This window comes from Streptomyces sp. NPDC088116 (genome assembly GCF_044741745.1).
GTDB lineage: Bacteria > Actinomycetota > Actinomycetes > Streptomycetales > Streptomycetaceae > Streptomyces.
This window is the reverse complement of sequence record NZ_JBIUTF010000002.1, coordinates 72,925-85,240: the sequence shown is the minus strand read 5'-3', so window position 1 is coordinate 85,240 and position 12,316 is coordinate 72,925. Positions and strand designations below refer to the sequence as shown.

At 70.8% G+C, this 12,316-nt stretch carries 9 protein-coding genes; all 9 read right to left on the bottom strand.

What is annotated here, in order from left to right; genetic code table 11:
* Window positions 1-7: 7 nt before the first annotated feature.
* Window positions 8-1,546: a hypothetical protein gene (locus ACIOJD_RS07035; RefSeq protein WP_401909235.1), complete on the bottom strand. Its 1,539-nt coding sequence runs from the start codon at window positions 1,544-1,546 to the stop codon at window positions 8-10.
* Between the two features lie 36 nt (window positions 1,547-1,582).
* Window positions 1,583-2,086 carry a hypothetical protein gene (locus tag ACIOJD_RS07030; RefSeq protein ID WP_401909232.1) on the bottom strand — a complete coding sequence of 168 codons (504 nt, stop codon included), beginning with the start codon at window positions 2,084-2,086 and terminating at the stop codon, window positions 1,583-1,585.
* 150 nt (window positions 2,087-2,236) lie between these two features.
* Window positions 2,237-4,546, bottom strand: coding sequence for a xanthine dehydrogenase family protein molybdopterin-binding subunit (locus ACIOJD_RS07025; protein ID WP_401909229.1), 2,310 nt, complete (start codon window positions 4,544-4,546; stop codon window positions 2,237-2,239).
* On the bottom strand, window positions 4,543-6,069 hold the full coding sequence (locus ACIOJD_RS07020) for a (2Fe-2S)-binding protein (protein WP_401909226.1): 1,527 nt from the start codon (window positions 6,067-6,069) through the stop codon (window positions 4,543-4,545). Before ACIOJD_RS07020 ends, ACIOJD_RS07025 begins: the two co-directional genes overlap by 4 nt.
* On the bottom strand, window positions 6,066-6,962 hold the full coding sequence (locus tag ACIOJD_RS07015) for an FAD binding domain-containing protein (RefSeq protein ID WP_401885078.1): 897 nt from the start codon (window positions 6,960-6,962) through the stop codon (window positions 6,066-6,068). Before ACIOJD_RS07015 ends, ACIOJD_RS07020 begins: the two co-directional genes overlap by 4 nt.
* 304 nt (window positions 6,963-7,266) lie before the next feature.
* Complete coding sequence (locus ACIOJD_RS07010) at window positions 7,267-8,916, bottom strand: beta-N-acetylhexosaminidase (protein WP_401909223.1); 1,650 nt, start codon at window positions 8,914-8,916, stop codon at window positions 7,267-7,269.
* Window positions 8,917-8,958: 42 nt separating this feature from the next.
* Window positions 8,959-9,798: a carbohydrate ABC transporter permease gene (locus ACIOJD_RS07005; RefSeq protein WP_401909220.1), complete on the bottom strand. Its 840-nt coding sequence runs from the start codon at window positions 9,796-9,798 to the stop codon at window positions 8,959-8,961.
* Complete coding sequence (locus ACIOJD_RS07000; protein WP_401909217.1) at window positions 9,795-10,931, bottom strand: carbohydrate ABC transporter permease; 1,137 nt, start codon at window positions 10,929-10,931, stop codon at window positions 9,795-9,797. Before ACIOJD_RS07000 ends, ACIOJD_RS07005 begins: the two co-directional genes overlap by 4 nt.
* 5 nt (window positions 10,932-10,936) lie before the next feature.
* Window positions 10,937-12,241, bottom strand: coding sequence for an extracellular solute-binding protein (locus ACIOJD_RS06995; protein WP_401909215.1), 1,305 nt, complete (start codon window positions 12,239-12,241; stop codon window positions 10,937-10,939).
* Between the last annotated feature and the right edge of the window lie 75 nt (window positions 12,242-12,316).

The window sequence follows — 12,316 nt, the reverse complement described above, 5'->3', positions numbered from 1 at the left end:
AGGGTTATTAGTCGATGACGGGAGGGACAATACGGCGGCTGCCCTGCTGCCAGGTCTCTTCGTCCTCGACCAGATAGTCCGGACGCTCGCCGTTCTCCCGTTCCTCACGAGACCGGGGGCGACGCGTACCGGGCGGAACCGCGCCGGAACGCCCATTACGGGTGTCGCCGTCTGCCGGTGCCTTACGAACGAGACCGGACCCTCCCGGGGTGAAGGGCTTCCCCGAGGCTCCCTGCTGGCGAGGCTTGCCCCCGACAACGCCCCCGGACTCCGAGGCGAGCCGCCGTCCCGCGGCCATTCCTCCCTGGCCGATCCCCGCGCCGGGGCCATGGGGCATGCCCATACCTGCTCGGCCCTGGCCGTACCCACGGCCTTGGCCTGTCTCTCCCCCGATGACCGTGCCCCGAGGGATTCCGCCGGCCGGACGGCCCGCGTTCTGCGGGACGGGCCGACCGCCCACGATGCCGTTCTGCTGCGGCATCCGCCCTGGCGGAACGCTGCTTACGGAACCCTGCCCAGGCAGCAGCGGACCACGGATGCCGGTACCCGTTCGGCCGCCGGTCGGGCCGGAATTCGGCGGTGTGACACCCCCACCGAACGCGGGTGGGATCACACCGGGCGAAGGAGGGAAACCGAGTCCGTCGGGCTTGCCTCCTGCCGGCGCGGTGCTCTGTACCGGAGACTGCGAAGTGGGCGCCTGAGGCAGCGTCGTCGCTCCGTCGATCTCCATGTCGACCGGACGGTCCGGCACCACCGTGGAGGGCGGCGTCACCCGCGAAGCGCTCTCCAACGGCACGGAACCGTTCTGGTTCGACGATGACGAACTCGACGCCGAGGACGAGTACGAATCGGCCGAAGACCCACCCCTGCTACCGCCCCCGGTGACCGAACCGCCACCCCGTCGGTTCGTTTTGCTCAGCGACTGGGCGGGCGGCGGCATGAACTGCCCCGGCGGCGGCGGAAACGTCGGCGGCTGCAAGGACATGATCTGGTCGCCGGAGCCGGCGTACGTCTGCGCCAGCCTTCTCATCTGGTCGGCCGCTTCGAGCCGGGCGGACTCCATCCCCGCCAGAGCGGTGCTCTCTTGGTTGCGGTACTTGGACAGGTCCTTGGGAGCGCCCGGATCATTCCGGGCGGCCTTCAGAGTGCTTCGCGCTTCCTTGGCCTGCGTTTCGAGGGCCGTCGGCCTGCCTGGGACGCCGCCGTCCTTGGCATAGGCGATGGCGGTGGCCACCTCGGCCAGCGACGAAGACGCCTGCTTGCTGTACTTGGCGAGTTCGAGGGTGGCCATCGCCGCCTGGTGACACCAGTTACGGAATGCCTCGCCGCCCTCTCCGTCCCACACGACACGACTCGCGTGCCCCTTGAGGCCCATACCGATCTCATCGATCTTCGACGAGGCGTCGGACAGCTTCTTCGCGAGCCTCGAAGCCGACTCGCTGCTGGCTCCGTCGAGCATGTCCAGCAGTTCCTGATGGGTCTTGGACTCGAAGTCGGTCTGCTCGAGTCCCGGTGCCTTGTGGCTCGACTTCGGCTGGTCAGCCATGTCTCATCCCCGCTCCCACTGCTCCCCCGTCGTTCATCACACCCCGAATTTCTTGGCCCCGGACGTCGCGTTGCCGCCGCCCTGGCCCGCGTCACTCCGAGCCTGCTCCTGCTCCTGCTGATACGCCCTGGACTCCTGCCCGAGCCGCCGCATACGCTGCCGAATGTCCTCGTCAATCGACTCGTAGCCGGTGCGGGACGCCTGAACCGCGATGCTCAAGCCCTCCATCTGCATGGCGAGCATCTTGGAGAGCCTCTCCAACTCGTCATGGACGATGGTGTACGCGCCGTACAGGTACGCGCTCTCCTTGAGGGCCGGCGTACCGAGGTGGCTCTGCAGCAGGCGATCGCTGGAGACCTTTTCGGGCGACGCCTCGGATTCCTCAAGCTCGATGAGCAGTTCGTCGACCTTGGACTTGAACTGCCCCATCGTTTCGAATTCCGCGGCTATCTTCTGCGCGGCCACCGCGCCACCCGCGAAGGGAATCATCGCCAATGCCGCGAATGTCCCCGCTGTCGCTGCCCCGTTGTCCTCCGGCACCGCTGCCTCCCCCGTTGAAACAAAGCTGCGGAGGCCAGCTTAGCCAGCGCCAGTGACAGTCCGCTCCCCCAAGGCTCCCATGTGCAACGCGGATCACACCACTGCGAATTGGGCACTGCCCCGTCACAGAAGTCCCGCCACGAAAGCCGGCTACGAAGGCGAGACCGCCACCGCCGCCTGCGGCCTGATCGGGAGACGGCTCACCGGGCGGCCCGTCGCCGCGCGGACCGCTGAGGCGACCGCTGCCGGGGCCGTGACCACCGGGGCCGCGCTGGCCGGTTTGGCGCCGAAGGGGGCCACCACGTCGCGTTCTTCGATCAGCTTGACGATGCGGACGTCCGGGGCGTCCAGGGAGGTCGGGAGCGCGTAGCCGGTGAGGTCCGGGCGGCGGACCAGGCCTCGGGTGGTGCGGAGGTTCTCCGTGAGGGCCGTGCCGATGCCCTGGGTGACGCCCGCCTCGATACGGGTGGCCAGCTGGGCCGGGTTGAGGATGCGGCCCACGTCCTGGGCCACCGCCATCTCCACCACCCGGATCGAGCCGAGTTCGATGTCGACGTCCACGACCGCGCGGATCGCGCAGAAGGCCATGCCCACGAAGGCGTCGCCCTGGCCCGACTCGTCCAGGGGCTCCGTGGGGTGGGGGCGGCACTGGGCCGTGGCCCAGAGTTCCTTGCCGTCCATCGCCTCCGTGACGGTGGTGGACAGCACGCCGTCGTACGAGGTGATCTTGCCGTCCGTGATCTGGAGCAGCTCGGTGGACATCCCGAACTTGTGGGCCAGCGGCTGGAGCAGCTGCGTACGGACCATCTTCGCCGCCCGCTCGACAGCGCCGCCCGAGACCCAGGTGTGCCGGCCGTGGGCCGCCGGGCCCGCCGGGGGCTGGTCCGTGTCGACGGAGGCGACATGGACCTCCTCGATGCCCAGGGTCTCCTGCACGATCTGCCGGGCGAGGGTGGAGAAGCCCTGGCCGGTCTCGACGGCCGCGCAGATGACCGTGGCCACGCCGTCGTGGACCTTGACGGTGGCCGTGGAGACCTCGTCCGCGCCCTCGGCGCCGAGCATGTGGACCATGCCGATGCCGTAGCCGACACCTCGGCGTACCGCGCCCGGTTCGCCCGCGCCCTCCGGGCCTCCGGGCAGCAGCCAGGCCGCCTCCGGAGTGTCCTTGGGGAGGGCGGGCAGCGGGAAGTCTCGTACGGCGTGGAGCAGTTCGGCCACCGGGGCCGGGCAGGTGACCGTCTGGCCGGTGGGGAGGATGTCGCCGGTGGCGAGGACGTTACGGAGGCGCAGTTCGGCCGGGTCGAGGCCGAGCTTGGCGGCCAGTTTGTCCATCTGGCCCTCGTAGGCCGCGCACACCTGCATCGCGCCCTCGCCCCGGACATGGCCGGACGGCGGGTTGTTGGTGCGTACGGCCCAGCCTTCGATGAAGGCGTGCGGGACGACGTACGGGCCGCAGGCGAAGGACACCGCCGCCGCGAGGGACTCCGACGAGGAGTCCGCGTACGCGCCCGCGTCCAGCAGGATCTGTGCCTCGACCTTGACCAGCCGGCCCTCGGCGTCCGCGTGGTGGCGGTAACGCAGCAGGGTCGGGTGGCGGTGGGCGTGGCCGAGGAAGGACTCCTCGCGGGTGGCGGCCAGTTTGACCGGGCAGCCGGTGCGCAGGGCGAGCAGGCCGAGCGGGATCTGGAAGCCCGGGTCCTCGCGGTCGCCGGTGGCTCCGGGGACGCCGGTGACGACGACCTTGACACGTTCCGGGTCCAGGCCGAAGCAGGCCGCGGCCAGGTCGCGGTCGGTGTGCGGGTCGGTGGACGCGGTGTAGAACTCGACGCCGCCGTCGGGTCTGGGCACGGCCAGACCGGCCTCGGCGCCGATCGGGGCCGGGTCCTGGCGGCCGATGCGATAGAGCCCCTCCACGACGACCTCGCCGGTGACCGCCGAGTCGCCGTAGCGCAGCGGGATGTGGCGGATCAGATTGCCGTCGGGGTGCAGCGGCTCGGCGGCGAAGGCCTTCTCGGGGTCCGTGACCGGGTCGAGTACTTCGTACTCGACGGCGATCGCGGCGGCGGCCAGCCGGGCCGTGTCGGGATGGTCGGCGGCGACCGCGGCGATCGCCTCGCCGTGGTGGCGTACGACCTCCGAGGCGAAGACGGGCCGGTCGACGACCCTCCTGCCGTACGAGGGGTCTCCCTGGACGTCCTCGTGCGTGACGACGGCGCGTACGCCGGGCATCGCGGCGGCGGCCTCGGTGTCGATCGAGACGATGCGGGCGTGCGGGTGCGGGGAGCGCAGGATGGCCGCCCACAGCAGCCCCTCGGCCCACAGGTCGGCGGCGTACGGGAACGTGCCCTCGGTCTTCGCGCGCGCGTCGGCCGGGGAGAGTGATGCGCCGAGTCCGTGCGCGGGCGGCTCCTGCTGGGGGCCGTCGAGCGTCGGGGTCTCGGTGGCCGCGTCGTTGCTCACGCCATGCCTCCGTCGGGCGAGTGCGGGGGCTGGGCGCTGCCGGCCCCGGGGGGTGCCTGGTGCGGGATTCGGGCTTCTTCGGAGGCCGCGGCCGCGGCCTCCGCGCTCGCTGTGCGTTCGGTGACGACTTCGCTCACCGCGTCGAGTACGCCGCGGTAACCGGAGCAGCGGCAGAGGTTGCCGCAGAGCGCCTGGCGGGTCTCCAGCTCGCTGGGGGCGTGGTTGCCCTCCAGGAGGTCGTGGACGGTCATGGCCATGCCGGGGATGCAGAAACCGCACTGCACGGCCCCGCACTTGGCCAGCGCCCGCTGGACGTCGGAGGGTTCGCCGTCGGCGGCCAGTCCTTCGACCGTACGGACCTCGGAACCGGCCGCGGTGGCGGCGGGCACGAGGCAGGAGGCGACGAGCCGGCCGTCGACCTGGACGTTGCAGGCGCCGCATTCGCCCTGCGAGCAGCCGTCCTTGGCGCCGGCGAGGCCGAGGCGCTCGCGCAGTACGTACAGGAGCGACTCCCCGATCCAGGCGTCGGTAACGGGGCGGTCGGCGCCGTTGACGCGCAGGATGTAGGAGCCGGAGGGGTGTTCGGCGCTGTCGCTGCTGGCAGAGAGGGGCTCCTCCGCCGGATCCGGTGTTTGCTCGGGACCGGACTGCGCGTCCGGCCGCGGATCGGCCAGGGATTCCGCCGTGCGCTCCGCTTCCGGTACGGCCCCGGGACCTTCCGGTACGGCCCCGGGAACGCCCTCGGGGGCGTGTCCCGTCCCGCCTTCCGGCGCCATCCCCGGCAGGCCCGCCGGATCGGGCCCCGGGCCCGGCTCCGGCCCTCCAGCCGGTCCCGGCCCGTACTCCGGCGCCTCGGTGAGGCCGTGGACGGCCTGGTGGATGACATGGGGGGCGTCGACGGCGCCCTGCGGGCCGGTGTCGCCGTCCCGGACAGCCGGTTCCGACAGAGCCGCCCAGGGCGCGGCCGCGCCGCCGGGGAGCGTCGTGGGCGGGTTGCCGCCGTTCCACTGGGATGCCAGCACCGACGTGCTGAACTCACCCGATTCGTCCGGCAGATCACCCTGGGCGACCGGGATCGCCCAATGGCCGGTCAGCTCCGAGGGGTCCCCGGTGCCCGTGGCGGGCCCGGCGCCCCCGGCCGTACCGTCACCGCGGTCGGTGAAGTTCCACTGCCCGCTCTGCCCCGCCGCCTGCGGTTCGTAGCCGCTCGCCAGGTGCGGCTCCGGCCAGCGCACACCGCCCGTCCCGGCGTCCGGATGCTGCGCGGCCCAGCCGCCCGGCATCGACGGATCGACCGCCGCCGGATCTCCCGGCGGCGGTGCCTGCGACATGATCTGCGGCGGTACGTATCCGTGCCCCGGCGCGGCCAGTGGCGCGTCGAACACGTCCTCCGGGGGCAGTTGCACGAACGCGGTCGACTCCGCGTCGTACTCCCCGCCCTGCGGGATCGGCTGCCATGCGCCCTGCCCCTCGGGGCCCGGCCCCTGGCCGGAACCCGAGCCGGAGTGCTCATTGGTGGTCACGACAGCGCCCTCCCCAGTGCTCGTCGGGCCAGCGCGGCGACGGTGCGCCGCAGATGCAGTACGGCGGCCGACGGCGGGGGTGCCTCTCCCCCGTCGGCCGGCGGCGCCGGGTCCGGGATGCAGGCGGCGGCCACGTACTCGCCGAAGGCGGCGAGCGCCTCCTGCGCGAGACCCCGCGCGCCGTCCCAGTCGATGAGTGAGGCGATCCAGCGCTCGGCTTCCAAAGGACGCAGCGGCATGGGCGCGATCGCGCCGACCGCGCAGCGCACGCCGCGCCGCGCCGGGTCGAGCACGACGGCGACGGAGGCGGTGGCGCGGCCGGGCCCGGTCCGTCCGGTCGCCTTGAGGAAGACCTGCGGTGCGTGCAGCAGGGGCACCCGCACGAAGCCGATCAGCTCGGCGGGCTCCAGCATCTCCCGGCCGGCCAGCAGGTGCGAGACGGGGAGCTCACGGCGCGCGCCGCCGGGGCCCGCGACCACCAGGTCGGCCTCCAGGGCGGCCAGTACGGGCAGCGCGTCGCCGGTCGGCGCCGCGGTGGCGATATTGCCGCCGAGCGTGCCCGCGTTGCGGATCTGGGGCGGTCCCGCCGCACGCGCGGACGCGGCGAGTGCGGGGATGAGGGCCGCGAAGTCGGGCCTGCCCATGCGCGCGTGGGTCAGACCGGCGCCGAGTACGGCGTGACCGTCCTGGTAATGCCAGCCGCGCAGCTCGCTGATCCGGCCGAGGCCGACGAGCCCCGCGGGCCGCAGCAGCCCCTTGTTGACGGCCGCCATCAGATCGGTGCCACCCGCGACGGGCACGGCGGCAGGCATCGCGGTGAGCGCCGCCACGGCCTCGTCGAGCGAGGCCGGCAGCGTCACGGACTGCGCCGTCTGCGGTGCGTGCGTGGTCAACCCAGCTGCCCCTTTCCGGTGTCCCGGTGTCCCGCCTGTGTTGCCGTACCGTACGTGCTCACAGCCCGGACGAGGCAACTCTGGCACATCTTCCGGGCCGTCCGGCGCGAGGGTCCACGAAGGACGGATCCGTCCCCGAGCTGGGGGTAGGTCCGCTTTCGCACCTCTTCGCCGTCACATACGGAATGCCACGCTTCGGCGCTCCTTATGCGACATATCCTTACGGATTACCAGGATCACCTGAACTCACGGTCCCAGCGGCACGGATGGGGCACGGACGCGGGGCACGGACCTGCGGCCGAGCTCACACGTTCGGGGGCGCCCCCTCGATCGGGCGTCCCAGACCGGCGCTGTTCCCGTCGGGCGCGGGGCGTCGCTGCCACGGCAACGGGCCACCGGGGGGCCGGTATTCGACGCCGAGGGCGTCCAGGCGCCGGTAGTGCTCGGTCATCCGCTGTTCGAAATCGGCGAAATCACGCTCCGCGGGGGCCGGGAGGGGCGACCAGGCGACCTCGGCGAAGGCGGCCAGGCGCGGGAAGACCTGATAGTCGACGCGGGAACGGTCCTGCATCACCTCGGTCCACACATTGGCCTGGGTCCCGAGAACGCGCGCCGCCTCCTCCTCGGTCAACTGCGGTGGTACGGGCTCGAAGCGGTACACGTCCTCCAGGGTGCGGACGTACCCGATCGGCATCGGCTCGTCCTCGCCCGGCGCCTGCCGGTGGTCCAGATACACCTGCTGCTCCGGGCACATGACCACGTCGTGACCGGCCTTGGCGGCGGCGATCCCGCCCGCGTACCCGCGCCAGGACGACACGGCCGCGCCCGGCGCCAGGCCGCCCTCCAGGATCTCGTCCCAGCCGATGAGGCGCCGCCCGCGGTCGGTGAGCCAGCGGCCGAAGTGCCGGATGAACCAGGACTGGAGTTCGTTCTCCCCGCTCAAACCCAGTTCCGCGATACGGGCCTGAGCGGCCGGGGACTCCTTCCACTGGTCCTTGAGGCACTCGTCCCCGCCGATGTGGATGAAAGTGGAGGGGAAGAGTCCGAGGAGTTCCTCGAAGACGTCCTCGTAGAACCGGAGGGTGCTGTCAGTGGGGGCGAGTACGTTTGCGGTAATGCCCCAGGTGTCCCAGACGGTGAGGGAGGTCGTGTCGATGACATCGGTGTTGCCGAGTTCCGGATACGCGGCGATGGCCGCCTGTGAGTGGCCCGGGATATCTATTTCGGGGACGACGGTGATATGCCGCTCGGCGGCGTACGCGACGATCTCCCGGATGTCGTCCTGGGTGTAGAAACCGCCGTGCGGCTTCTCCTCCCACAACTCGGAGGCGCGGTGGCCCCATTTGGTGCGCGGGCGCCAGGCACCGACTTCCGTCAGCCTCGGGTGGCGTTTGATCTCGACGCGCCAGCCCTGGTCGTCGGTGAGGTGGAAGTGGAAGACATTCAGCTTGTGGGCGGCGAGGAGGTCCAGATAGCGCAGCACACCGTCCTTGGGCATGAAGTGCCGTGCCACGTCGAGCATCATGCCCCGCCAGGCGAAGCGGGGCGCGTCCTCGATGACGGTCATCGGTACGGACCACTCCCGCGCGGGATCGATCGGTGTCCTGCGGTACGCGTCGGGGCCGAGCAGCTGACGGAAGGTCTGCGCCGCCCAGAAGACCCCGGCCGCGCTGCCGCCGTCGATCCGGACCGCGTCCGCGTCGACGGTGATCCGGTAGCCCTCGGGGCCCAGCTCCCGGCCGGTGCCGGGGCCGATGCCGAGAACGATCCGGTTGTCACCGCCGGCGCCCTCCGGAAGCGGCAGCCCGGTCGCGGCCCCGACGGTCGTACGGAGCCACCGGGCCACGCCCTCCGTGCCGGGGCCCGCCTCGACGACCGTCTCCTCGTCGAGCGCGTACGAGCCCCCCGCGCGGAGCACCGGCCAGGCCCGCAGGGGATCGGGGATCAGATCCATCTCGTCCGTCCTTTCGGTCCTTGAACCTTTGATCCTTGACGGCTAATCCTTGACCGCGCCGCCGAGTCCGGAGACCAGGCGTCGCTGTACGAGTACGAAGAAGACCAGCACCGGAACGGTCATGACGGTGGACCCGGCCATGATCCCGCCCCAGTCGTTCTCGTCCGGTTTGAAGAAGACCAGCAGCGCCATGGGAAGGGTCGACTGGGAAGTGTCGCTGATGATGAAGGACTTGGCGAAGAGGAAGTCGTTCCAGGTCGAGATGAAGGAGAAGACACTCGTCGCGACAAGCCCCGGGAAGACCAGCGGAAAAAGGATCTGCCACAGGAACCGGGTACGGCTCGCGCCGTCGATGCAGGCCGCCTCCTCCAGCGCCTCGGGGACCGCCTTGACGAATCCCCGCAGCATCCAGACGGCGAACGGCAGCGAGAAGGCGAGGTGCGGAAGGACCAGCGAGCCGAGTGTATTGAGCAGGCCGGCATCACGCATCAGGAAGAACAGTGGAATCGTCAGCGCCTCGATCGGCACCATCTGCGCGACCAGGAACATGATGAGCAGAGTCGTCCGGAATCGGAAGCGGAAGCGGGTCACCGCCGTCGCCGCGAGAAAGGCGATGAGCGCGGACGCGATCACGACCGTGCCGGCGACGGCCAGGCTGTTGAGGAAGTAGCGCCCGAATTCCTCCTGTTCGAAGACGCGGCGGAAGGAGTCGAGCGACGGCGAGAGCGTCCAGGGGCGGGCCTCGGTGGACTGGATCTCGCCTTGCGGTTTGAACGCGGAGAGCACCATCCAGTACAGCGGAAAGGCCACGATCACGGCGATGACGAGGGCCGATGCCTCGGCCGCCAGCCGCCAGGGGCGGCGTATACCGAGCGGGTTCACAGTTCTTCTCCCCGGCGTCGCAGCAGTCGCAGATAGACCAGCGTGACCGCCAGCAGAATCAGCAGCATGACCACGCCGATCGCCGAGCCCAGGCTGTACTGGGAAGAAGCGAAGGCCTTCTGATAGGCGTAGACATTGAGCACGAGATTCTGTCCGGCGATTCCGCCACCGTTCGTCATCACATAGATCTGGGTGAAGACCTTGAAGTCCCAGATGATCGACTGGATGGTGACGACCACCAGGATCGGCCGCAGCATCGGCGCGGTGACGGACCGCCAGATCCGCCACTGCGAGGCGCCGTCGAGCGAGGCCGCCTCCAGCACCTCACCGGGGATCGCCTTGATCCCCGCGTACACGGTCACCATCACGAACGGGAACGAACACCACACCACCTCGAAGAGCACCAGCGCGAAGGCGCTGTAGCGGCCGTACGTCCAGGAGAAGTCACCCAGCCCCAGCAGCCGGTTGACCGGGCCGTAGTCCGGGTCGAAGAGGAAGACCCAGACCGTGGAGCCGGTGATCGCGGGGGTGGCCCACGCGCCGAGGGCGGCGAGCATCAGCGCGAGGCGGGGCACTGCCCGTACGCGCGTCAGCAGTACGGCGAGCGCGCAGCCCACCACGAGAGTGGCGACGACGCACCCGGCGGCGAACAGCACGGTCGCGAGCAGCACCTGCCAGAACTGGCCGTCGCCGAAGAGCGTGGCGTAGTTGCCGAAGCCCTGGAAGGAGGTCGGCTGCCCGCCGCTGACCTGAGCCTGGGTGTACTCCAGGAAGGAGATCAGGCCGAGTTGGTAGATCGGGTAGACGAGCAGCCCGCCGAGGACGACGAGGGCGGGCGCCAGGTAGAGCCACGGCGTCCAGCCCGCCTGCCCGGCCCGCCGGGGAGCCCGCCCCGGCCCCTTACGGGCGCCGGACGGCGCGGCGGGACCGGCCGCGACGGCGAGCGCCGCGCCCCCGGCCGACCGCGCGGAGGGGGCGACGGGGCTGCCCTCAACGGATCTGCCCTGAACGGCCGTACGGCCCGCTCCGGCCACAGCACCGCCGTCCGCAGGGCCCCCGGCCTCGGCGCCACCAGACGTGGCGCCACCAGACGTGGGGCGGCCGCTCCGGCGGTCGCCGGTGTCGTTCGTCATCGCGCTCAGCCCGCGGACGTGAACGCCGCGTCCATCTTCTTCGCCGCGTCGTCGGACGCCGCGTCGACGTCCTTACGGCCGCTGACGATCTCCTGGAACATCGTCGGGAGGACCAGCGAGGAGTCGATCTGCGCCCAGCCCGGCGACGCCGGGACGAACTTGGCGCCCGCCCCCAGCGTCTTCACGAAGGGTTCGACGAACGGCTGCTTCCTCGCCGAGTCCGCCAGCACATCCGTGTACGTCGGCAGGAAGCCCATCGCGTCGAACAGCTTGGCCTGCGTGTCCTTTCCGGCGATCGTCTTCATCAGGTCCACGGCAAGCGTGCGGTGCGAACTGCTCTTGAGTACACCGATGTTGTTCCCACCCGCGAACGCCGGCGCGACCGACCCCTCCTTCACGCCCGGCAGCGGCACGACCGCGTACTTGCCCTTCGCAGCGCCCGCCTCGACGGCCGCATGGCTGAAGTCGCCGCCTATCGCCATCGCGGCCTTCCCGGAAGCGAAGGCCGTCACCGTCGCGTTGCCGCCCATCGGGGCGCACTTGGCGGCCGGACAGTTGTCGTCGCCGAAGAGGGAGGTGTACGCCTCGATGCCCTTGCGGGCGGCCGGACTGTTGACGGTGGCCCTGAACGAGCCGCCGCTCTTCTCGGCGAGTTCTCCCCCGTTCGCCCAGACGAACGGCATGGCCCCGTAGGTGTACGCGCCGCCGACCGCGAGTCCGTACAGACCGGGCTTCGCCTGGTGGACCTTCTTGGCGGTGGAGATCAGCTCCGCCTGGCTCCTGGGGGCGGAGAGCCCCAACTCCTCGAAGACGTCGGTGCGGTAGTACAGGGCGCGGACGCCGACGAAGAACGGCGCCCCGTAGATCTTCCCGTCCACCGTGGCGGACTGCTCGGCCGTCGGGTCGGTGTCCTTGGCCTCGTCCCAGGCCCTGAACTCCTCGGTGACATCGGCGAGTCCGCCGTCCTTGACGTACCCGGCCGTGTCGGTGTTGCCGTACTCGATGAGGTCCGGGGCGCTCTTCGGGTCGTTGAAGGCGGCCTTCACGCGCTGGGCGCGGGTCTCGACCGGGATGTACTCGACCTCGACCTTCGCGCCCTGGTGCCGCTCACGGAAGGCGGCGACCGCGGCGTCGACGACCTTCTCCTTGGGCTTGTTGCCGACCTCCTGGAAGAGCCATACGCGCAGCGTGCCGCTCTTCTCGTCCTTCGTCGCGCTGTTGTCGGAGGTCTGCGGGGCGCAGGCGGTGGCGGTGAGGCCGGCGAGCACAAGTGCCGTGACCGGGGCGGCAAGGCGAGCAGAAAGCTTCATCCGGGATCCCTACGGGTATCGGCGCTGCATCATGACGTGCATCGACGTTGCATCATGCGCAACGAACGTTTCGTG

Excerpts from the sequence above, each read along its gene's own strand:
- ACIOJD_RS07035 (WP_401909235.1), bottom strand. The coding sequence starts at position 1,546 with ATGGCTGACCAGCCGAAGTCGAGCCACAAGGCACCGGGACTCGAGCAG.
- ACIOJD_RS07010 (WP_401909223.1), bottom strand. The coding sequence starts at position 8,916 with ATGGATCTGATCCCCGATCCCCTGCGGGCCTGGCCGGTGCTCCGCGCG.
- ACIOJD_RS07000 (WP_401909217.1), bottom strand. The coding sequence starts at position 10,931 with ATGACGAACGACACCGGCGACCGCCGGAGCGGCCGCCCCACGTCTGGT.
- ACIOJD_RS06995 (WP_401909215.1), bottom strand. The coding sequence starts at position 12,241 with ATGAAGCTTTCTGCTCGCCTTGCCGCCCCGGTCACGGCACTTGTGCTC.